The following is a 21938-nucleotide window of genomic DNA, read 5'->3' as shown; positions in this document are numbered from 1 at the left end:
CCTGAGGAGAGAAGTGCATGACGCAAGTCACGGTGAAAGAATTGGCCCAAGAGGTCGCTGCACCGGTAGAGCGCCTGCTGCAGCAGATGCGTGAGGCAGGTCTGCCGCACACCGACGCCGGTCAGGTAGTGACCGATAATGAGAAGCAGGCTCTGCTGGCTCATTTGAAGAGCAGCCACAAGGCGAAGGTGGAAGAGCCGCGCAAGATTACCTTGCAGCGCAAGACCACCAGCACCCTGCGTGTTGCCGGTAGCAAGAGCATCAGCGTAGAAGTACGCAAGAAGAAAGTATTCGTTCAGCGCAGCCCGGAAGAAATTCAGGCCGAGCAGAAGCGTGAGCTCGAAGAGCGCCGCGCAGCGGAGAATGCCGCTCGCGAGAAAACCGAGTCCGAAGCACGTCAGCGTGCAGCGGAAGAAGCTCGTCGCCAGCCAGCCGCCGCTGCACCTGCCCCGGCAGTTGCTGCTCCGGTTGCCCCGGCACCTGCTCCGGTCGTCGCGCCTGCAGACGCCGCACCGGCACCGGTTGCCGAGCGCAAGAAAGACGACGTGCGTCGCAACGACAAGTCGCGTGACGATGATCGTCGTGGCGGTGAGCGCCGTAACGAAGCGCCACGCGTTTCGGTAAAGGTCAAGGAAAAGGAAAAGGCGCCAACTCCGCGCGCTGCTCCGCGTACCACCGACGAAGAAAGCGATGGTTTCCGTCGTGGTGGTCGTGGCAAGGGCAAGCCGAAGAAGCGTAATGCTCACGGCTTCCAGAGCCCGACCGGCCCGGTTATCCGCGACGTACAGATCGGCGAGACCATCACGGTTTCCGATCTGGCCAACCAGATGTCCGTCAAGGGTGCTGAAGTCGTCAAGTTCATGTTCAAGCTGGGTACCCCAGTGACCATCAACCAGGTGCTCGATCGCGAGACAGCTCAACTGGTTGCTGAAGAACTGGGCCACAAAGTTACCCTGGTCAGCGATACCGCCCTGGAAGACTCCCTGGCCGAATCGTTGAAGTTCGAAGGTGAGACTTCTGCCCGTGCACCTGTTGTGACCGTAATGGGTCACGTTGACCACGGTAAGACCTCGCTGCTCGACTACATCCGTCGTGCCAAGGTTGCTGCTGGCGAGGCTGGTGGTATTACTCAGCACATCGGCGCCTACCACGTAGAAACCGATCGCGGTATGGTCACTTTCCTCGACACCCCAGGTCACGCCGCGTTTACCGCCATGCGTGCCCGTGGTGCCAAGGCCACCGACATCGTGATCCTCGTGGTCGCGGCAGACGATGGTGTGATGCCGCAAACCCGTGAAGCTGTCCAGCACGCCAAGGCCGCTGGTGTTCCACTGGTTGTCGCGGTGAACAAGATTGACAAGCCGGGCGCCGATCTCGATCGCATCCGTAACGAACTGGCCGTTGAAGGCGTTACCTCCGAGGACTGGGGTGGAGACACTCCGTTCGTCAAGGTATCGGCGAAGATGGGTACCGGTGTCGACGAACTGCTCGAAGCCGTTCTGCTGCAAGCAGAGATCCTCGAGCTCAAGGCTACGCCGTCGGCTCCAGGTCGTGGTGTAGTCGTCGAGTCGCGTCTGGACAAGGGTCGTGGTCCGGTTGCTACCGTTCTGGTTCAGGACGGTACTCTGCGCCAGGGCGACATGGTCCTGTGTGGTTCGAACTACGGCCGTGTACGTGCCATGCTCGACGAAAACGGCAAGCCTGTTAAGGAAGCCGGTCCGGCTATCCCGGTCGAGATCCTCGGTCTGGACGGCACTCCGGATGCCGGTGACGAGCTGTCGGTAGTGGCTGACGAGAAGAAAGCCCGTGAAGTTGCCCTGTTCCGTCAAGGCAAGTTCCGCGAAGTCAAACTGGCTCGCGCCCATGCTGGCAAACTCGAGAACATCTTCGAGAACATGGGCCAGGAAGAGAAGAAAACCCTCAACATCGTTCTCAAGTCCGATGTACGTGGTTCTCTCGAAGCCCTGCAAGGTTCCCTGAGCGGCCTTGGCAACGACGAAGTACAGGTTCGCGTGATTGGTGGCGGTGTCGGTGGTATCACCGAGAGCGACGCCAACCTGGCCCTGGCTTCCAATGCGGTACTGTTCGGCTTCAACGTTCGTGCCGATGCTGGCGCACGTAAGATCGTCGAGCAGGAAGGTCTGGATATGCGTTACTACAACGTTATCTACGACATCATTGAAGACGTCAAGAAAGCCTTGACCGGTATGCTCGGCAGCGATGTTCGCGAGAACATCCTCGGTATCGCCGAAGTGCGTGACGTGTTCCGTTCGCCTAAGTTCGGCGCCATCGCAGGCTGCATGGTCGTGGAGGGTGTGGTTTACCGCAACCGTCCGATCCGTGTATTGCGCGAAGACGTTGTTATCTTCGAAGGCGAGCTGGAATCGCTGCGTCGCTTCAAGGACGATGCGTCCGAAGTGCGTGCCGGCATGGAATGCGGTATCGGCGTGAAGAGCTACAACGACGTCAAAGTCGGCGACAAGATCGAAGTCTTCGAAAAAGTCCAAGTCGCTCGTACGCTTTAAGCATCGAGTATGGGAAGCGCGAAACGCCCGTCGCAAGGCGCTCGTTAGCGGTTCTGAACGCAACGCCCGGTCAGGCTCAAGCCTGACCGGGCGTTTGCCGCTTTAGTTACAGGTAGCAAAAATGGCCAAAGAATATAGCCGTACCCAACGCATTGGCGATCAGATGCAGCGCGAGCTGGCTCAACTGATTCGTCGCGAAGTCAAAGACCCACGCGTCGGCCTGGTGACAATCACCGCCGTCGATGTCAGCCGCGATGTCGGTCACGCCAAGGTGTATATCACCGTGATGGGCGAGGACAGCGCTGAAGACATCAAGCAAAGCGTTAAAGTGCTCAATTCAGCTGCAGGTTTCCTGCGTATGCAACTGGGCAAGGAAATGAAGCTGCGCAGCGTGCCGCAACTGCATTTCCACTACGACGAGAGCGTTACGCGTGGCGCCCATCTGTCGGCGCTGATCGAGCGTGCTGTTGCCGAAGACAGCCAGCACCAGGCCGCTGAAACCCCGGACACCAAGGAGTAAGCGGTGGCCCAGGTCAAACGTATTCGTCGTAACGTCAGCGGCATCATCCTGCTCGACAAGCCTTTGGGGTTCACCTCCAATGCCGCGCTGCAGAAGGTTCGCTGGTTGCTCAATGCCGAAAAGGCCGGGCACACCGGTAGCCTTGACCCGTTAGCCAGTGGCGTTTTGCCGCTGTGCTTCGGCGAGGCCACCAAGTTTTCCCAGTACCTGCTCGACTCCGACAAGGGGTACGAAACGGTTATGCAACTGGGCCAGACCACCACTACCGGCGATGCCGAAGGCGAAGTCCTGAAGACGCGCGACGTGACCGTCGGTCGCACCGATGTCGAAGCGGTTTTGCCACAATTTCGTGGTGAAATCAGTCAGATACCGCCGATGTACTCCGCCCTCAAACGCGATGGCCAGCCGCTGTACAAGCTCGCTCGTGCAGGGGAAGTAGTGGAGCGCGAGGCGCGTTCTGTTACTATTAAGCGCTTGGAGTTGCTCGAGTGCGAAGGCACCCGGGTACGCCTCTCGGTTGGTTGCAGCAAAGGCACCTACATCCGCACGCTGGTCGAGGATATCGGCGAGCAGTTGGGGTGTGGCGCCTACGTCGCCGAACTGCGTCGCACTCACGCCGGGCCTTTTGAATTGGCCCAGACCGTGACCCTCGAAGAACTTGAAGCGGTTCACGCTGAAGGTGGCAACGAAGCAGTCGATCGCTTCTTGATGCCCTCCGACAGTGGTCTGCAAGACTGGCCTTTGCTGCAGTTCTCCGAGCATAGTGCTTTCTACTGGTTGCATGGCCAACCGGTCAGGGCGCCCGAAGCGCCGAAGTTCGGCATGGTTCGGGTGCAAGATCACAACGGTCGCTTCATTGGTATCGGTGAAGTGAGCGAAGACGGGCGCATTGCGCCACGTCGTTTGATTCGGTCGGAATGATCGAAACCTTCAGTTTCAGGCTTCGGCCTGAAACTGGCGGTAAAAGAGGATGGCTGTTAATAGGCATGGTCATGCCTCACTTTATGAATACAGGGATTTGTCCCTGGCCTATTGGAAACCGTTTGTTCGGTTTCCCTTGATTTGGAGAAGCCAGATGGCACTCAGCGTTGAAGAAAAAGCAAAGATCGTTGGCGATTACCAGCAAGCTGCCGGTGACACCGGTTCGCCAGAAGTGCAAGTTGCACTGCTGACCGCCAACATCAACAAGCTGCAAGGCCACTTCAAGGCCAACGGCAAAGACCACCACTCCCGTCGTGGTCTGATCCGTATGGTTAACCAGCGTCGTAAGCTGCTGGACTACCTGAAGGGCAAAGACGCCACTCGTTACAGCGCCCTGATCGGTCGCCTGGGTCTGCGTCGCTAATAGCGGCCTGGCCAGTGGTGTGCGCGGCGTGCTGCATTCATCGCTTCCAATGCCTGGCATCGGGAGTGATGAGTACGCCGCGCGTATCTATGAGGTTGGTTGTCTGCCTCGCCTAAGCGGTTTACCGCAAGGGCAGGGCAGGCTTCCAGCCTCTAGTTTTATCTGGACTGCCAACAGGGCCGATTCCCTGTTCTGCCCAAGAATTCGCAAGAACCAGTTCCCCCAGAGCCACTGAAGAAGGTAGGAAACCGTGAACCCGGTAATCAAGAAATTTCAGTTCGGTCAGTCGACCGTAACCCTCGAGACGGGCCGTATTGCTCGTCAAGCGTCCGGCGCCGTATTGGTCACCGTCGATAACGATGTCACCGTGCTGGTGACCGTGGTCGGTGCCAAACAGGCTGACCCAGGCAAAGGCTTCTTCCCCCTGTCCGTTCACTATCAGGAAAAGACCTACGCCGCCGGCAAGATCCCTGGTGGTTTCTTCAAGCGTGAAGGCCGTCCTTCCGAGAAAGAAACCCTGACCTCGCGTCTGATCGACCGTCCGATCCGTCCGCTGTTCCCAGAAGGTTTCATGAACGAAGTGCAGGTTGTCTGCACCGTCGTTTCCACCAGCAAGAAGACCGATCCGGACATCGCTGCGATGATCGGTACCTCGGCTGCCCTGGCAATCTCCGGCATTCCGTTCGAAGGTCCGATTGGCGCTGCGCGCGTTGCTTTCCACGAAAGCACCGGCTACCTGCTGAACCCGACTTACGAGCAGCTGGCTGCTTCTAGCCTGGATATGGTCGTCGCCGGTACTTCCGACGCCGTACTGATGGTTGAATCGGAAGCCAAAGAGCTGACCGAAGACCAGATGCTGGGTGCCGTACTGTTCGCCCACGATGAATTCCAGGCTGTTATCCAGGCTGTGAAAGAACTGGCTGCCGAAGCTGCCAAGCCTACCTGGGACTGGACTGCCAAAGCCGAGAACACCCCACTGCTGAGCGCCATCCGTGGCGAGTTCGGTGCTGCGGTTTCCGACGCCTACACCATCACTGTCAAGGCCGACCGTTACGCTCGCCTGGGCGAGCTGCGCGATCAGGCGATCGCCAAGTTCTCCGGCGAAGAAGGTCAGCCAGCGGCTTCCGAAGTCAAAGAAATCTTCGGTGAAATCGAATACCGCACCGTTCGCGAAAACATCGTTAACGGCAAGCCACGTATCGACGGCCGCGACACCAAGACCGTACGTCCGCTGAACATCGAAGTTGGTGTTCTGCCAAAAACTCACGGTTCGGCTCTGTTCACCCGTGGCGAAACCCAGGCACTGGTCGTTGCGACCCTGGGTACTGCCCGTGATGCCCAGTTGCTGGACACTCTCGAAGGCGAGAAAAAAGACCCCTTCATGCTGCACTACAACTTCCCACCGTTCTCGGTAGGCGAGTGTGGTCGCATGGGTGGTGCAGGTCGCCGTGAAATCGGTCACGGTCGTCTGGCTCGCCGTTCGGTTCAGGCTATGTTGCCTGCCGCCGACGTGTTCCCGTACACCATCCGCGTGGTTTCGGAAATCACCGAGTCCAACGGCTCCAGCTCCATGGCGTCGGTTTGCGGTGCTTCCCTGGCGCTGATGGATGCCGGTGTACCGATGAAGGCACCTGTTGCCGGTATCGCCATGGGCCTGGTTAAAGAAGGCGAGAAATTCGCTATTTTGACCGACATCCTCGGTGACGAAGACCACCTGGGCGACATGGACTTCAAGGTTGCTGGTACCGCTAAAGGCGTTACCGCACTGCAGATGGACATCAAGATCAACGGTATCACCGAAGAGATCATGGAAATCGCCCTGGGCCAGGCCCTGGAAGCGCGCCTGAACATCCTCGGCCAGATGAACCAGATCATTGGTCAGTCCCGTAGCGAACTGTCGGAAAACGCGCCGACCATGATCGCCATGAAGATCGACACCGACAAGATCCGTGACGTCATCGGTAAGGGCGGCGCGACCATTCGTGCAATCTGCGAAGAGACCAAGGCTTCGATCGATATCGAAGACGACGGCTCGATCAAAATCTTCGGCGAAACCAAGGAAGCGGCTGAAGCTGCCCGTCAGCGCGTTCTGGGCATTACCGCTGAGGCCGAGATCGGTAAGATCTACGTCGGTAAAGTAGAGCGCATCGTTGACTTCGGTGCCTTCGTTAACATCCTGCCGGGCAAGGACGGTCTGGTTCACATCTCTATGCTGAGCGATGCTCGTGTCGAGAAAGTGACCGATATCCTCAAAGAAGGCCAGGAAGTTGAAGTACTGGTACTGGACGTGGACAACCGCGGTCGTATCAAGCTGTCGATCAAAGACGTTGCTGCTGCCAAGGCATCCGGCGTTTAAGAACGTAGCTTGAGAAGAAGGACCCTTCGGGGTCCTTTTTTTATGCCCGGAAAATTACCTTGTGGACTTGCATCTTGCATGCAGGATTTTTCTCCGGCTTGCAAATTGCACGATTGAATGTTTTGCGTATTTTTCTAACCTGTTGTTTTTTAAAGAAAAAAACTAACCTAAAAACCTGGCACAGGCTCTGCAATGGTATTCGTACACCTGCTGCCAGGATTTACGGCGCAGATTTTTCGAAAAACAGGAGTGTCTCGTATGAAGAAGTTCGCTATTGCTGCCGCTACTGCCACCGCTCTGACGCTGACCATGGCCAACGCGGCGTTTGCCCAACAAACCGCCCAGGCTCCGATGACCCTTGCTGCCGGTGAAATGACCAAGGCAACTGAAGCGGGTTCTGACACCTGGATCACCACCAAGGTCAAAGCTGATCTGATGACTGAAAAAGGCGTACCAGGCACCGATATCAAGGTTGAGACCAACAAAGGCGTTGTCTCCCTCTCTTCGGACGTAGCTGTCACTGCTTCGCAGAAAGAAATGGCGGTAGCAATCGCCAAGAAAATCAAAGGTGTTCAAGCCGTTTCGGCTGACGGCCTGAAAGCCGAGTAAGGTTTTCCCGACTCGCTGAGCTTTAAAGGTTCATGCGAAAGACCAAAAGGACTTGGTCACTCAAAGCCCCGGCACTGATTGCCGGGGCTTCTTTTTGATCGCGGCGCAGGCCCGACCCTAGTGACTCACTCCGCATCCAGATGCAATGGCGTGATCACTCGGCCATCGGCTTCAGCTTGACCCAAGCTGGCATCGATGAAGTACACCCGGTCATCCTCAAGCTTGCCTTTATCGACCAGGTAGTCCTTGATGCTGCTGGCCCGGGCCTGGCCCAGTTGACGTAGCAGCAGCGCGCTTTCTCCCCAGGATTTGAGCACTGCGTCACGCAACTGGTTGCTGCGTTGCTCACGGTCCAATTGCTCCCACTCAGCCGGTGGCTGCTGTTTCATCCGGGTACGGTAGATGCCTTCGAGCATGGCCGGTTTATCGCTCTCAGGAACAGTCAGATCCGATGCCTGGGCGGGAACCTTGTCGCCACGACGCTGGAGAATCTTGTAGTAGGTGCTTTGATACTCCCGTTCCAGGCGCTGCTGGGCAATCAACGGCCCGTCACTGCTCTGGGCGCTGGTACCTTCGATCTCCAGGCGTAGGGCAGGGCGCTCCTTGAGTGCCGCTGCCAGCTTGTCCAGGGCGCTCTGTGCGTCGGGCGCCAAGTCGCTGGAGCCTGCGGCGAAGGCGACGTTACCGAGGTCCTGGGCATCACCGCCGCTGATCAGTCCACCAATGAATTTGAACGGCGCCTGGGCCGCACGCAGCACCAGGTTACGCAGGGTTTGCCAGACGATCGGCATCACACTGAATTGCGGGTCGTTCAAGTCGCCGGTAACTGGCAGCTCGATGGAAATCTTGCCATCGGTATCTTTGAGCAAGGCCACTGCCAGGCGAATAGGCAGGTCTACGGCATCCGGGCTGTCGACTTTTTCACCCAATTGCAGTTGTTCGACCACCACCTTGTTTTCGGCCTTGAGCTTGCCCTGAGTGATGATGTAGTGCAGATCGATGTTCAGGCGACCCTTACGGATACGGAACCCGGCGAACTTGCCGGAGTAGGGCGTCAGGGTAGTCAGTTCGACACGTTTGAAGCTGGTAGCGATATCCAGGCTTGCCATCGGGTCGAAGGGGTTCAATGCGCCTTTGATGGTCACAGGCGCGTAACGATCGACTTTACCCTTGATGTCGACCTTGGCCGGTTTGGGCTGACGATTGTCGATCGTGCCGATTTGCCCGTTCAACTGCTGGATAGCCGTCGCGAAGTTGGGGGTCAGGCTGAAGTCGGCAAAGTTCGCCGAGCCGTCGTTGATGTCGATGGCGCCGATGCGAATGCCTAGTGGCTTGTCGCTGCTGGCGGGGGCTTTGCTTTTTGCCGGGGCACTGCTTTGCGCGGTGGCTGGCTGTGGGATCAGCAGGTCATCGACGTTGGTGGTGCGATCTTCATTGATCATGAAGCGCGCGTAGGGTTGCTTCAAGCTGACTTTGCCAATGCTCAATGCATCACCATGACGATAGGACACGCCGTCCAGGTTCAGTTGCTGCCATTTGACGAAGTCGCGATTCTTGATCGTATCCAGCGTGTGTAACTGGTTGACCTGTGCTTTGCCATCGATGTTGAACGCCAGTGGCTCGGTGCTCTTGAGGTCAACATTGAGGTCGCTGCCGAGCATGCCGCTGCGCAGTTCGAGGCGAATGAACGGGCTGATATAGGCTTGGGCGATTCGTAGGTCGATGTCCTGGGTGCTGACCTTGAGTTTCGCGGTGACGGGTGCCAGGTTGACCTCGCCGGCGGCCTGCAATTTGCCTTGTTTGCCCACGCCGGTATCGAGCTTGAGATTGAAAGGCGACTGATTGAGGCTGTCGAAGTTCTGCAGATCCAGATTCAGCGGTCCGACATCCAGGGCTACCGGCTCTTTCTGGGAGCGGTCGGCCAGATGAACCTTATAGTTGCGCAGTTGCACATCCTTGAGCAGTACTTGCCAAGGCTTTGCCGGCTCGGCAGGGGGGGATTGCTGACCATCAGGTTCGGCGGCAGCGGGTTCGGCTTTCTCTTTTGCCGTGGGCTTGGCCGGTTGACTGGCGAACAGTTTTTGCCAATCCAGTTGGCCATCTGCCTCCAGGGCTGCCCAGGTTTCGAGCTGTTCGCTGCGGATCTTGCCGACCGTGACCACCTGTTTGGCGAGGTCGATCGACGTTTCGCTGACATCCAGGCGAGCCAGGCGCGCGAGTGGTCGACCGTCCGGAGCCTTGATGGCAAAAGGCGCAATGCTCACCGAGGTGTTGTCCAGCAACAGCTCGGTTTCTTTCGAGAGGTTCAGTTTGTAGTGGGTGTCGAGGCTTACCACGCCTTCTTCCAGCACCAACGGCACTGCATCGCGTACATACGGCCAGAAGGCTTTCATCTTGCCGTCGGTGACCTTGAGGGTACCTTCCGAGGCGATGGGTACCAAGCTCAGGGTGCCGCTCCAGTCGATACGACCACCTGCCGGCCCGATGGCGACCAGGGTCATGTCGCTGCTGTCGTCAGGCAGCGTGCTGAGGTTCTTGAGCTCCAGATTCATCGAGTCGTACAAGAACTCGATCGGTTCGCTGGGGCGCAGGTCCTGGAAGTGCAGGTAGCCTTCGTTGAGCTTTATGCTGCCAATGCGCAATGGGAACGGATCACTGGCCGGCTCTTCGGCCTTGGGCTCGCTGGGCGGCAGTTTGAACAGTTGTGTGAGATTCAGCGTGCCATCGCTGGCGAACAGCAGCTCGGTGCGGGGCTTGTCCAGCTCCACACCAGCAAGGTGCAGGGCGCCAGTCCACACGCTGTCGAGCTGCAGGTTGGCGTACAGGCGCTCGAAGCCGACCTGCTCCTTGCCCGGCTCGCCTATCTGCAGGCCCCAGAGTGTCAGCTCGAGGCTGAACGGGTTGAGCTCTATACGCTGCAGATGGGCAGGTACCGTAGCGTAGTTGGTCAACTGCTGGTTGGCGATGCGCAAGGCAACGCCTGGGAGAATCAGAAAGCCAAGCAGGCTGTACAGGGCCAAGGCGGCCAACATGGCGCCGATGGCGCGTTTCAATCCTTTGGGCATGTGCGGCGTCGTCTATCTGTAACGGAAGTGCTTGGAGTATGGCACGTAAAATCGGTTCCGAAGCTAGCTCGGAATAACCGCTTTTTTCTTTCAGAGCTGCAGAATCAAGGTCTTGAGGGGGGGCTGAGCGTCCTGCGAAGGAAAGTCACTGGCCGGTGTCAGCACCTGACAGTCGCGCACCGGTCGGCCTGCTTTTTCCGCGCAACGCAGTACTTGTTCGCGCCAATCGGGGAGGCTGACTTTGGCCAGGTTGTTACAACAGATCAGCACGCCATCTTCGGCAGTGCTAAGCAGTGCGGGCTTGAGCAGGCTTTGATAGTCACGCAACAGGTCGACAGTACCGAACGCGCTTTTGGCCCAGGCAGGCGGATCGAGAAACACCAGATCGAACTGGCGCTGTTCCAGGCGCGGGTAGGCTGGCAGCTTGTGCCCGCGGCGCTGGCTGATGGGCAAACCGGCGAACTGGCGAATGGCGGGAAAGTAGTCGGATTGGATGAAGCTCATCGGCGCTAACTGAGGGTTAAGCGCAGCATTTTCCTTTCCCACTGCCAGATTGCCCTCGGCAAAGTCCAGATTGCATACCTCGCTGGCACCCCCCGCTGCAGCACTAAGCCCTACACCACAGGTATAGGCAAAAAGGTTGAGCACGCGTTTTCCGGCGCTGTGTTGCTTTACCCAGCCGCGAGCGTTGCGCAGGTCGAGAAACAGCAGGGGATCCTGGCCGCCATGGCGGCCACGGACGCGATAGTTCAGGCCCCACTCGTGGCCGACATGATCCGCCAGGGCTGCTTCGCTGGCCTGGTATACCGGGTCACGGCGGTCGATGCGGCTGTTACCTTGGGAGCGGTCGTTGTAGACCAGCAAAAGCTCGAGCCCCAGTTGCGCTTCTATCGTGGCGTGAAGTTCGAGCAAGGCGCTGGTTTCCAGCGTCTGGTGGAAGCTCTGCACCAATAGTTGCGGGCCGTAACGGTCAATGGTCAGGCCGCTGGCGCCCTCCTGGCTGCCGTGAAACAGGCGATAGCAGTCGGTGCCTTGGGCATGCAGTTCAGCGATAAGGCCCTGGCGGGCGTCGAGGGCGGCGCGCAGCGCCTGATTCAAGAGGGACATGCACGTGGCCTTGGTTTGCGGACGTGCAGTTTATCAGCTCATGCCGTAGGCGGGGCCGTTGCGGCCCCGGCTACCTTCCAATTTCAGCGCTCGATTGCCAGTGCCACACCCTGGCCGCCACCGATGCACAGGGTAGCCAGCCCCTTGCTCGCATCACGCTTGATCATTTCGTGCAGCAGCGTCACCAGTACGCGGCACCCCGAGGCACCAATCGGGTGACCCAGCGCGATCGCGCCACCGTTGACGTTGACCTTGCTGGCATCCCAGCCCAATTCTTTGCCTACCGACAATGCCTGGGCAGCGAAGGCTTCGTTGGCTTCGATCAGGTCCAGGTCGCTTAGCGCCCAGCCGGCTTTTTCCAGGCAGCGACGGGTGGCGCTGACCGGGCCGATGCCCATGATTGCCGGGTCGACACCGGCATTGGCGTAGGCCTTGATTCGCGCCAGGATCGGCAGCCCCAGTTGCTGGGCCTTGGCAGCACTCATCAGCATCACGGCAGCGGCGCCATCGTTCAGGGACGAGGCGTTGCCGGCAGTGACGCTGCCGTCTTTCTTGAAAGCGGGCTTGAGCTTGCTCAGGGACTCGGCGGTGGTGCCGGCGCGCGGTTGTTCGTCAGTGGCAAAAGCAACCGGATCGCCCTTGCGTTGCGGAATCAGGATCGGGGTAATTTCGTCGACGAAGCGCTGCGCTTCTATGGCTGCGGCAGCCTTTTGCTGGGAGGCGGCAGCGAAAGCGTCCTGCTCTTCACGGCTGATGCCGTATTTTTCCACCAGATTCTCGGCGGTGATACCCATGTGGTAGTCATTGAAGGCATCCCATAGGCCGTCACTGATCATGCTGTCGATCAGGGTACTGTGGCCCATGCGCAGACCTGTGCGGGCGCCAGGCATTACGTAGTTGGCCAGGCTCATGTTTTCCTGGCCGCCGGCAATGATGACTTCAGCATCGCCACAGCGAATGGCCTGGGTGGCCAGGTGCAGGGCCTTGAGCCCGGAACCGCAGACTTTGTTCAGAGTCATGGCCGGCACGGCGTGGGGCAGGCCTGCCTTGATTGCGGCCTGACGTGCAGGGTTCTGCCCGGCGCCTGCAGTCAGTACCTGGCCGAGGATGACCTCATCGACCAGTTCGGCATCGATGCCTGTCTGGGTCAGCAATTGGCGGATCACAGCAGCGCCGAGATCTACTGCGGGAATGGCGGCCAGCGCGCCTTGGTAGCTACCGACAGCTGTACGGGTAGCGGCAACAATAACGACATCTTGCATGGCGCAGGTCCTCACTCTTATTCATTGTGGTGTCAGAACGGCACAGGCCTATCGGGCCCTGATCGACCGTCATGGTGGCATAGATGCGCGGCTTACGGCCATTGGCGAACCGGCTGCTCGCCTTCAGTCGATACCCATGCGTCGTCGTGCCCTGTGCGCAGAGCCATCGCGCATGGCCCAGCGCAGGACGGGGGCAGTGGTCTTTATCCCCAAACGAAGCACGCCGCGCTGCCACGCCGGTTGCTGGAGTTGCAGCAAGTCGCTGGCCCAATCAGGCAGCAGGTCGATGCCTGCATGCAGCATCAGACTTCCTACAGGCTTGGCCAGACGGCTGGGGGCCGGGGCATCGAGCAGCACTTGCACCACCTCGTGGCTACGCTCATCGCAGTGCAGGTGAGGGCGCATCGCTTGCAGGTAGTCGCTTACCTGTTGGCACGAGCGTGGTACGTCACGAGCGCCCAGGCGCTCTGCAATCAGGGCAATCTCGGCGTAATAGGCATCTTGCTCGGCAACTGGCAGGTGCGGGTTGCGGTAACGCAGGTGGGCGGCAAGAAAGCTGCTGACCTCCGCCACATGCACCCACGTCAGCAGGTCGGGATCACTAGCAGCGTAAGGGCGACCGTCAGCAGAGGTGCCGACTACCTGCAAATGAATGGTCCGGACCTTTTCGATCAGCCAGTTGGCATCGCGGCTGGAGCCGAAGGTGGTGCCAGAGATGAACTGGCTGGTACGGCGCAGGCGCCCCAGCAAGTCTTGGCGAAAGTTGGAATGATCCCAGACCCCGGCCAAGGCCAGGGGGTGTAGCAGCTGTAGAAGCAAGGCACTGATACCGCCGACCAGCATGCTGGGAAAATCGCCGTGTACACGCCAACTGATGCTTTGCGGGCCGAATAACCCTGGATCGCCCTTGGGGGTTTCCAGATCAAGCTGTCCCAGGGACAAGCCGGTCAGGCTCATCACCTGGGTTTCGATACGGCGGCGAATCATTTCCATAGCTACCTTGTGATACGGCAACCGGAAGGAATGCCGCTTACTGGTTTAGGCGTTTGTCGATCAGGCCCTGGACCACGCTGGGGTCGGCCAGCGTCGAAGTGTCACCGAGGTTTTCCAGCTCGTTACAGGCGATCTTGCGCAGGATCCGCCGCATGATTTTGCCTGAACGGGTTTTCGGCAAGGTTGGCGCCCATTGAATCAGGTCGGGTTTGGCAAAGCTGCCAATCTCCTTGCTGACCAGAGCCAGAAGCTCCTGCTTGAGCGTGTCGTCCGGATCAACGCCATTCATGGGGGTAACAAACGCATAAATACCCTGACCCTTGAGATCATGAGGGTACCCGACCACGGCGGCTTCTGCGATGGCGTCATGCAAGACCAGGGCGCTCTCGACTTCAGCGGTGCCGATCCGGTGTCCCGACACGTTGATCACATCATCGACACGGCCAGTTATCCACAGGTCGCCATCTTCGTCACGGCGAGCACCGTCCCCGGTGAAGTAGTAGCCGGGTAGCGGTTTGAAGTAGGTGTCGATCATCCGTTGGTGATCGCCATAGACGCTGCGGATCTGCCCAGGCCAACTGGCCTTGATCGCCAGCAGGCCACTGCCGGGTCCGTCGATCAGTTTGCCCTTGTCGTCGAGCAACACCGGTTGCACACCGAACATCGGCTGGGTAGCACAGCCGGGCTTGACGTGTCGGGTGCCAACCAATGGAGTAATCATGATGCCGCCCGTTTCGGTCTGCCACCAGGTGTCGACTACCGGACACCGTTGCTCGCCCACGGCATTGAAATACCACATCCAGGCTTCCGGGTTGATGGGCTCGCCGACACTGCCAAGCAGACGCAGGCTTTTGCGTGAAGTGGATTTGAGCGGTGCTTCGCCTTCGCGCATCAGGGCGCGCAGGGCGGTGGGGGCGGTATAGAAGATGTTCACGTTGTGTTTATCAACTACTTGCCAGAAGCGCGAGGCATCGGGGTAGTTGGGCACGCCCTCGAACATCAAGGTGATAGCACCATTGGCCAGGGGGCCGTAGACGATGTAGCTGTGCCCGGTCACCCAGCCGACGTCTGCGGTGCACCAGAACACTTCGCCATCGCGGTAGTCGAACACGGTCTTGAAGGTCATGGCAGCCTGTAGCAGGTAACCACCCGTGGTGTGCAGAACGCCCTTGGGTTTGCCGGTGCTGCCGGAGGTGTAAAGGATGAACAACGGGTCTTCTGCATCCATTGGCTCGGGCGGGCAATCTCCGTCTACCTGAGTGATCGCTTCGTGATACCAGAGGTCGCGGCCCTCGCTCCAGTCGATCTTGCCTGCGGTACGTTGGATCACCACCACACTGTTCACATTCGGGCAACTGAGCAGGGCCTTGTCGACGTTGTTCTTCAGCGCCACAGTCTTGCCACCGCGAACACCTTCATCGGCGGTGATGACCGTGCGGCAGTCGGCGTCGAGAATGCGATCACGCAGCGCATCGGGCGAGAACCCCCCAAACACGACCGAATGGATCGCTCCGATGCGACTGCACGCGAGCATGGCGTAAGCGGCCTCGGGGACCATGGGCATGTAAATGCATACCCGGTCCCCTTTCTTCACGCCGCGCTGCTTGAGCACATTGGCCAGGCGGCACACATGGCTGTGCAGTTCACGGTAGGTGATGACGCTGGAGTCGGCAGGGTTATCGCCTTCGCGAATGATTGCAGGCTGGTTGCCGCGTGAAGCCAGGTGACGATCGATGCAGTTGTAGCTGACGTTGAGTTGAGCGTCCTTGAACCATGTCGCTTGACCGGTGTTCATGTCGCTTTGCTGGATGCGACTCCAAGGCTTGATCCAATCCAGGATGCTGGCTTGTTCGGTCCAGAAGCTATCAGGGTCTTCGATCGATTGGCGGTACAGGCGCTCATAGTCGGCCTGATTCAGTTGCGCCGCTTTGCTGACGGCATCGGCGTGGGGGTAGGCGCTGATATCGAACATGGCGGGGTCCTGTCCTGTCTGTTTTTGTCAGGACAGTGTAGTCGGTACCCCTGGCAGTGTTCGTCCGGCCAGGGGTACCGCGGGCGATCAACCGCGGTGGCGGCTGCGGAAGAAGTTGATCAGGCCTTGGGTCGAGGCATCTTCAGCGGCGTCTTCGATGCCGCCGGTGAGACGCTGATAGACGCCTTTGCCCAGCTCCTTGCCGAGCTCCACGCCCCATTGGTCGAAGGCGTTGATGCCCCAGATCACGCTCTGTACGAATACCTTGTGCTCGTACATCGCCACCAGCGCGCCGAGACGACGTGGGCTGATGCGTTCTACTACCAGGGTGTTGCTTGGACGGTTGCCCGGAATCACTTTATGCGGTGCCAGCTTCTGCACCTCGGCTTCGCTCAAGCCTTTTTGGCGCAGTTCGGCTTCTGCTTCGGCGCGGGTCTTGCCGAGCATCAGTGCCTGGCTTTGAGACAGGCAGTTGGCATACAGCCACTGGTGGTGGTCGGCGACCGGGTTGAAGCTGACGACCGGGACGATGAAGTCGGCTGGAATCAACTGCGTGCCTTGGTGTAACAACTGGTGGTAAGCGTGCTGGCCGTTGCAACCAACGCCACCCCAGATCACCGGGCCAGTGTCGTGGCTAACCGGTGTGCCATCCTGGCGAACACTCTTGCCGTTGGACTCCATGTCCAGTTGTTGCAGGTGCTTGGTAATGTTACGCAGATAGTGATCGTACGGCAGGATCGCATGACTTTGCGCCCCCCAGAAGTTGCCGTACCAGACGCCCAGCAGGGCCAGCAGCACCGGCATGTTCTGCTCGAAGGGGGCGTTCTGGAAGTGCTGGTCCATGGTGTAGGCACCGGACAGCAGTTCCTTGAAGTTGGCGGTGCCGATGGCCAGGGCAATGGGCAAGCCGATGGCTGACCACAACGAGTAACGACCGCCTACCCAATCCCACATCGGGAAGATGTTCTCTTCGCGAATACCGAAGGCCACCGCAGCTGCCTTGTTACTCGACACGGCAATGAAGTGCTTGTACAGCTCGGCTTCCGAGCCGCCCTGCGCCAGGTACCAAACCCGTGCCGCCTGGGCGTTCTTGAGGGTTTCCAGGGTATTGAAAGACTTCGACGAAACAATGAACAACGTGGTTTCAGCGCGCAATTTCGCCGACAGTTCGTGGAACTCGCTGCCATCGATGTTCGCCAGATAGTGGCAACGCACGCCACGCTGGGCGTAGGGCAGCAGCGCTTCGGAAACCAGTTCGGGGCCGAGGAACGAACCACCGATGCCAATGTTCACCACATCGGTGATCGGCTTTTCACTGTAACCGCGCCACAAGCCGTCATGAATGCGGCCTACCAGCTCAGTCACCTGATTGAGGACTTTGTGTACCTCGGGCATCACGTTGACGCCGTTGACGTTCAGCTTGTCGCCTACTGGCCGACGCAGGGCTGTATGCAGGGCTGGGCGCTCTTCCGAGGCGTTGAGGATCTCGCCAGCGAACAGCGACTTGATGGCTTCCTGCAGACCCACTTCGTTGGCCAGGTTGACCAACAGTTCGCGGGTTTGGCTATTGATCAGGTTCTTCGAGTAGTCGAGGAACAGGCCGCAAGTGCTCAGCGACAGCTGGTCGAAACGCTGCGGATCAGCATTGAATGCATCGCGCATGCTGAAGTCCTGCATGGCATCGCGGTGCTGCTGGAGCGCCTGCCACGCAGGCAAGGTCGTTACATCATGAGGGGTGCGGTAATACGCCATCGCTGCAGGTTTCCTTATTGCGTGAACTGCGTTGGACACTGGAAATAACGACCTGTTTGCAGGCTGCTGCGCATTATAGGCACGCAGCCTGGTTGCAAGGGCATCCCAGTTTATTGCTACTCGGCGTCGAGATTCAGATGCAGGTTGTCGATCAGACGGGTTGCGCCCAGAACAGCGGCAACCAGGATCACCAGGTCGCGGTCTTCAGCCGTGGCCGGACGCAGGGTCAATGCCTGGCGGATTTCCAGGTAGTCCGGGCGAAAGCCGGCTTGCGCCAGTTGCGCCTGGCCCTGAGCAATCAGCGCCGGGTAATCACGTTGACCTTGCTGGATGGCCTTGGCCATCTCACTGAGCAGGCGATAAAGCGCAGGTGCAGTTTCACGCTGGGTTTCGTTCAGATAGCCATTGCGTGACGACAACGCCAGGCCGTCTTCGGCGCGCACGGTAGGCTCGCCAATGATCTGGATCGGCATATTCAGGTCACGTACCAGCGCGCGAATGACCGCCAGTTGCTGGAAATCCTTTTGGCCGAACACCGCCAGATCGGGCTGGACCATATTGAATAGCTTGCTGACCACTGTGGCCACACCTTCAAAATGGCCTGGGCGGCTGGCGCCACATAGCCCTTCGGAAAGTTGCGGGACGCTGACGCGGGTCTGGCCGTTCATTCCATCGGGGTACATTTCCTCGACGGTTGGAGCGAACAGCAAGTGGCAACCGGCCTGGAGCAGCTTCTCCTGGTCGGCGGTGAGGGTCCGCGGGTATTTGTCCAGGTCCTCGCTGGGACCGAACTGCAATGGGTTGACGAATATGCTCGCGACGACGAAGTCGACGCGCTGCGCCGCCTTGGTCACCAGTGCGGCATGCCCGCTGTGCAGGTTGCCCATGGTCGGCACGAAACCGATGCGTTTACCCTCGCTGCGCGCACGCGCCACGGCGGCACGCAATTCCCGGACGGTCTTGACTGTATTCATGCACTGAACCCGTGTTCGCTGCCTGGGAAGCTGACGTCCTTGACGGCGGTGACATAGGCGCTGAGCGCGCTGTGGATATCGCTCTGGCCGGCCATGAAGTTCTTCACGAACTTCGGTACCCGACCTGTCAGCGACAAACCGAGCATGTCATGCAATACCAGTACTTGCCCATCGGTCGCGCTGCCGGCGCCGATGCCAATGACTGGAATGCTCACCGCCTGGGTGATTTCAGCCGCCAACTCGCTCGGTACACATTCGAGCAGTAGCATTGCCGCACCGGCTTGTTCGAGGGCGATAGCGTCGGCACGCATTTGCCGCGCCTGGTTTTCCTGGCGGCCTTGTACCTTGTAACCACCGAGGATATTGACAGTTTGTGGGGTCAGGCCCATATGAGCGCAAACCGGCACACCGCGCTCAGCCAGCAGGCGGATGGTTTCCGCCAGCCAGGCAGCGCCCTCGACCTTGACCATATGGGCGCCTGCCTGCATCAGCGCGCCACTGTTGGCGAATGCCTGTTCGGTGGTGGCACAGGCCATGAAAGGCAGATCAGCGAGGATCAAGGCGCCTTCATTGCCGCGTTTTACACAGGCAGTGTGGTAGGCCATCTCGGCGTTGGTCACGGGCAATGTGCTGTCATGACCCTGCAGGACCATGCCCAGCGAATCACCCACCAGCAATATGTCCACGCCGGCACGGCTGGCGGCCTGGGCAAAGGTCGCGTCGTAGCAGGTCAGCATGGCTATTTTCTCACCCTTGGCCTTGAGGCTCTGCAGGGTGGTCAGGGTTACATCTGGCATGAAAAGGAATCCTCATTCAGGCGCTGTGAAAAACGACTGCGTACAACGCGTGTATTCATCTTCTGGAACAGCACATCATCGATCGTGGTGTTTGGGTTACGACCTGTTCCAGGCCTATATACGCCTTTTTGTGGCGCGCACGCGCCATTGGACGCCTATAGTCGTGAGGGAGGGGGCTTAAGTCAATTACCCCGTTACCGCATTGTTACGAATGCACTGTTACGGGCGTTACCCTGTGGGGGGACGCCCGGTTACAAGCGCTCCAGGCCGACGAACGGGCAATCTGCCAGTAACTGCTCGAGGCTGCGCTGATCGGCCAGGGTGAAGTCGGACGGGACCAATTCTGCCAATGGGTAGAGGACGAACGGTCGTGCGTGCATGTGGTAATGCGGAACCTTGAGGCGCGGGATATCGATTACTTGGTCGCCATACAGCAAGATATCCAGATCCAGGGTGCGCGGCCCCCAGCGTTCCTTGCGTTCACGGCCTTGGGCGGCTTCGATGGCCTGCAGCGCGTCGAGCAGCTCCAGCGGCGCCAGGGTGCTATCCAGGGCTGCTACGGCATTGGTGTAGCGAGGCTGGCCGGGTGACAGCGATTCGCTGCTGTAGAAGGCAGAAACAGCTGCCACTGACGTGCCCGGTAGCTCGCGCAGCGCGTTGATAGCGCTGCACAGTTGCTCCAGGGGGTCGTCCAGGTTGCTACCCAGGCCGATGTAAACGCGCTCCATGCTTATTCGCCTGCGCCGCCATCGACACGCTTGCGCTTGCTCGGGCTGCGCTTGCGTTTGCGCGGCGCTGCACCGGCGCCTTCATCACGGCTGCCCAGGTCACGGATCATGTCGCGCCGCTCGCTGTCATTACAGTCTTGATAATCGGTCCACCATTGACCGAGGCCATCGGTTTCTTCGCCTGCGCTTTCGCGCAACAGCAGGAAGTCATATCCGGCACGAAAGCGTGGGTTATCGAGCAGCAGGTCGGCGCGCTTGCCGCTACGACGTGGCAGGCGCTCTTGCATGTCCCAGATCTCGCGAATCGGCAAGGTGAAACGTTTGGGAATCGCGATACGCTGACATTGCTCGCTGATCAGCTCGTGCGCCGCTTCATTCATCGCCGGAATCGGCGGCATGCCACGGCTTTGCAGGCGCAAGGCGCGCCCCGGCAAGGCTGGCCACAACAGAGCGGCGAACAGGAAGGCTGGCGTTACCGGCTTGCCCTGCTTGATGCGTAGGTCGGTGTTCACCAACGCCTGGCTGATCAGGGTGTGGGTGTAAGTGGGATGTTCTTCCAGGGCTTCGGCGCTGGCAGGGAACAACGGGTCGAACAATTGCAGATCGACCAGCATTTCGAAGGTGTCGGCTGCGTACCCAGAAAGGAACAGCTTGAGCGTTTCCTCAAACAGACGCGCTGCCGGAATTTCGCGCAGCATCGGCGCCAGGTCGCGGATCGGCTGTACGGTGTGTTTCTCGATGCCGAAATTGAGCTTGGCGGCGAAGCGCACGGCGCGCAGCATCCGTACCGGGTCTTCCTGGTAACGCTGGGTAGGATCACCGATCAGGCGGATCAGACGGTTGCGGATGTCGTGTACGCCGTTGGCGTAATCCAGAATGCGCTCGCTGACCGGATCGTAATACAGGGCGTTGATGGTGAAGTCGCGACGTTGCGCGTCTTCTTCCAGGGTGCCATAGACGTTGTCACGCAAAATTCGCCCGCTCTCATTACGCGACGAGGTGTGGGTGTCTTCTGCTTCGCTTTCCGGATGGTTGGCGCGGAAGGTGGCAACCTCGATGATTTCGCGACCGAAATGGATGTGAACCAGCTTGAATCGACGACCGATGATGCGCGCGTTGCGAAACTCTGCGCGAACTTGCTCGGGGGTGGCGCTGGTAGCGACATCGAAGTCCTTGGGGGTGATCCCCAGGAGTTGGTCGCGCACGCAGCCGCCGACCAGATAGGCCTGGTAGCCAGCATTTTGCAGGCGCTCGACGATGCTCACCGCATGACGACTGAATTGGCCACGTTGCAGCGAGTGTTGACCGCTATTGATCACTTCAGGCGTGGTGCGCTTGTGGTGCGGACCACGTACGGGAGGACGGAACGACTGGAACAGCTTCTTCAGCATGGGATGCACTGTTTGAAGGAATGTTCGGCCAAAAACGAAGAATGGCCGCATGATGGGCGGGGATTCTAGCATTTACTCGGGGGATGGTGTAGGCGGTAGCAAAGAGGGCTGGTGCGAGGGGGAGAAACTACAAGGGGAGCCGAAGCTCCCCAAGAAGTAGTTGCGTGCTCTTATTATTTTTTTGCCGGGCTTTTTGTTTTTGTTGAGCGCCCTATCCACAAAACGCAAAGCTTGTGGACGATCTCCCTAACCGGGATTCAAGAGCAAACGGATTGCTTTGGTCGCTGACGTTGTAATGATCATGTGATCCAACCAGTTCAGGCCCTGCTTGAGTGCAGTTTTTATTGTTCTCTGCCTGGTTGTGGGGCAAGCCCCAAAAACAACTCCTCTCCAAAAGAATCAGTTAGCTGCGCCTCCGCCGTCTTGTTCTTATTGTGCGTGAGCCGATTCGTCTTATTTTTATTGTATTTTGCAGTGCTTGTTATTGTTCTTGTACCAAACATATAGCAGGTGCCGTGCCAACTTTTGCAAACCCCAGTAAA

Annotated in this window: 16 protein-coding genes; 6 read left to right on the top strand and 10 right to left on the bottom strand. The window is 58.9% G+C overall.

Going from position 1 to position 21938, the window contains the following annotated elements; all coding sequences use genetic code 11:
- The first annotated feature begins 17 nt into the window (after positions 1-17).
- From infB to V0R60_RS21370, 6 genes are all read left to right on the top strand, one after another.
- Positions 18-2525, top strand: a complete 2508-nt coding sequence (gene infB / locus V0R60_RS21395; RefSeq protein WP_136474443.1) for a translation initiation factor IF-2 — start codon at positions 18-20, stop codon at positions 2523-2525.
- A gap of 121 nt (positions 2526-2646) precedes the next feature.
- Positions 2647-3045 carry a 30S ribosome-binding factor RbfA gene (gene rbfA, locus V0R60_RS21390; RefSeq protein ID WP_136474444.1) on the top strand — a complete coding sequence of 133 codons (399 nt, stop codon included), beginning with the start codon at positions 2647-2649 and terminating at the stop codon, positions 3043-3045.
- A gap of 3 nt (positions 3046-3048) precedes the next feature.
- Complete coding sequence (gene truB, locus V0R60_RS21385; RefSeq protein ID WP_136474445.1) at positions 3049-3966, top strand: tRNA pseudouridine(55) synthase TruB; 918 nt, start codon at positions 3049-3051, stop codon at positions 3964-3966.
- A 154-nt stretch (positions 3967-4120) separates the two neighbouring features.
- Positions 4121-4390: a 30S ribosomal protein S15 gene (rpsO, locus tag V0R60_RS21380; RefSeq protein WP_136474446.1), complete on the top strand. Its 270-nt coding sequence runs from the start codon at positions 4121-4123 to the stop codon at positions 4388-4390.
- 250 nt (positions 4391-4640) lie between these two features.
- Positions 4641-6746, top strand: coding sequence for a polyribonucleotide nucleotidyltransferase (gene pnp, locus V0R60_RS21375; RefSeq protein WP_136474447.1), 2106 nt, complete (start codon positions 4641-4643; stop codon positions 6744-6746).
- Between the two features lie 258 nt (positions 6747-7004).
- Positions 7005-7355 carry a BON domain-containing protein gene (locus tag V0R60_RS21370; RefSeq protein WP_136474448.1) on the top strand — a complete coding sequence of 117 codons (351 nt, stop codon included), beginning with the start codon at positions 7005-7007 and terminating at the stop codon, positions 7353-7355.
- Between the two features lie 125 nt (positions 7356-7480).
- On the opposite strand, the gene V0R60_RS21365 is transcribed toward V0R60_RS21370, so the two are convergent.
- The 10 genes from V0R60_RS21365 to V0R60_RS21320 form a co-directional block, all read right to left on the bottom strand.
- The gene (locus tag V0R60_RS21365) at positions 7481-10420 is read right to left on the bottom strand and encodes a DUF748 domain-containing protein (protein ID WP_136474449.1); all 2940 of its coding nucleotides are present in this window, start codon (positions 10418-10420) and stop codon (positions 7481-7483) included.
- A gap of 90 nt (positions 10421-10510) precedes the next feature.
- Positions 10511-11527, bottom strand: a complete 1017-nt coding sequence (locus V0R60_RS21360) for a class I SAM-dependent rRNA methyltransferase (protein ID WP_330080697.1) — start codon at positions 11525-11527, stop codon at positions 10511-10513.
- A gap of 83 nt (positions 11528-11610) precedes the next feature.
- Positions 11611-12789 carry an acetyl-CoA C-acetyltransferase gene (locus V0R60_RS21355; RefSeq protein WP_136474451.1) on the bottom strand — a complete coding sequence of 393 codons (1179 nt, stop codon included), beginning with the start codon at positions 12787-12789 and terminating at the stop codon, positions 11611-11613.
- 123 nt (positions 12790-12912) lie between these two features.
- Complete coding sequence (locus V0R60_RS21350) at positions 12913-13782, bottom strand: oxygenase MpaB family protein (protein WP_136474452.1); 870 nt, start codon at positions 13780-13782, stop codon at positions 12913-12915.
- Positions 13783-13819: 37 nt separating this feature from the next.
- Complete coding sequence (acs, locus tag V0R60_RS21345; RefSeq protein WP_330080698.1) at positions 13820-15754, bottom strand: acetate--CoA ligase; 1935 nt, start codon at positions 15752-15754, stop codon at positions 13820-13822.
- An 87-nt stretch (positions 15755-15841) separates the two neighbouring features.
- On the bottom strand, positions 15842-17506 hold the full coding sequence (pgi, locus tag V0R60_RS21340; protein WP_330080699.1) for a glucose-6-phosphate isomerase: 1665 nt from the start codon (positions 17504-17506) through the stop codon (positions 15842-15844).
- 116 nt (positions 17507-17622) lie between these two features.
- The gene (gene panC / locus V0R60_RS21335) at positions 17623-18480 is read right to left on the bottom strand and encodes a pantoate--beta-alanine ligase (protein WP_330080700.1); all 858 of its coding nucleotides are present in this window, start codon (positions 18478-18480) and stop codon (positions 17623-17625) included.
- Positions 18477-19277 (bottom strand): 3-methyl-2-oxobutanoate hydroxymethyltransferase, encoded by an 801-nt coding sequence (gene panB / locus V0R60_RS21330; protein ID WP_136474456.1) that lies wholly within the window; start codon positions 19275-19277, stop codon positions 18477-18479. Before panB ends, panC begins: the two co-directional genes overlap by 4 nt.
- 251 nt (positions 19278-19528) lie before the next feature.
- The gene (gene folK, locus V0R60_RS21325) at positions 19529-20005 is read right to left on the bottom strand and encodes a 2-amino-4-hydroxy-6-hydroxymethyldihydropteridine diphosphokinase (protein WP_330080701.1); all 477 of its coding nucleotides are present in this window, start codon (positions 20003-20005) and stop codon (positions 19529-19531) included.
- A 2-nt stretch (positions 20006-20007) separates the two neighbouring features.
- On the bottom strand, positions 20008-21396 hold the full coding sequence (locus tag V0R60_RS21320) for a polynucleotide adenylyltransferase PcnB (RefSeq protein WP_168198427.1): 1389 nt from the start codon (positions 21394-21396) through the stop codon (positions 20008-20010).
- Between the last annotated feature and the right edge of the window lie 542 nt (positions 21397-21938).

Origin of the sequence: Pseudomonas auratipiscis, assembly GCF_036324085.1 — a bacterium.
GTDB lineage: Bacteria > Pseudomonadota > Gammaproteobacteria > Pseudomonadales > Pseudomonadaceae > Aquipseudomonas > Aquipseudomonas auratipiscis.
Note: the sequence above shows the minus strand (reverse complement) of the source record. Positions and strands in the feature narration are given on the sequence as shown.

Bases quoted from the DNA above. Each gene is read 5' to 3' on its own strand.
- panB (WP_136474456.1), bottom strand. From the start codon at position 19,277: ATGCCAGATGTAACCCTGACCACCCTGCAGAGCCTCAAGGCCAAGGGT.
- rpsO (WP_136474446.1), top strand. From the start codon at position 4,121: ATGGCACTCAGCGTTGAAGAAAAAGCAAAGATCGTTGGCGATTACCAG.
- V0R60_RS21350 (WP_136474452.1), bottom strand. From the start codon at position 13,782: ATGGAAATGATTCGCCGCCGTATCGAAACCCAGGTGATGAGCCTGACC.
- pgi (WP_330080699.1), bottom strand. From the start codon at position 17,506: ATGGCGTATTACCGCACCCCTCATGATGTAACGACCTTGCCTGCGTGG.
- V0R60_RS21370 (WP_136474448.1), top strand. From the start codon at position 7,005: ATGAAGAAGTTCGCTATTGCTGCCGCTACTGCCACCGCTCTGACGCTG.
- rbfA (WP_136474444.1), top strand. From the start codon at position 2,647: ATGGCCAAAGAATATAGCCGTACCCAACGCATTGGCGATCAGATGCAG.
- V0R60_RS21355 (WP_136474451.1), bottom strand. From the start codon at position 12,789: ATGCAAGATGTCGTTATTGTTGCCGCTACCCGTACAGCTGTCGGTAGC.
- panC (WP_330080700.1), bottom strand. From the start codon at position 18,480: ATGAATACAGTCAAGACCGTCCGGGAATTGCGTGCCGCCGTGGCGCGT.
- V0R60_RS21360 (WP_330080697.1), bottom strand. From the start codon at position 11,527: ATGTCCCTCTTGAATCAGGCGCTGCGCGCCGCCCTCGACGCCCGCCAG.
- infB (WP_136474443.1), top strand. From the start codon at position 18: ATGACGCAAGTCACGGTGAAAGAATTGGCCCAAGAGGTCGCTGCACCG.
- V0R60_RS21320 (WP_168198427.1), bottom strand. From the start codon at position 21,396: ATGCTGAAGAAGCTGTTCCAGTCGTTCCGTCCTCCCGTACGTGGTCCG.
- V0R60_RS21365 (WP_136474449.1), bottom strand. From the start codon at position 10,420: ATGCCCAAAGGATTGAAACGCGCCATCGGCGCCATGTTGGCCGCCTTG.
- acs (WP_330080698.1), bottom strand. From the start codon at position 15,754: ATGTTCGATATCAGCGCCTACCCCCACGCCGATGCCGTCAGCAAAGCG.
- folK (WP_330080701.1), bottom strand. From the start codon at position 20,005: ATGGAGCGCGTTTACATCGGCCTGGGTAGCAACCTGGACGACCCCCTG.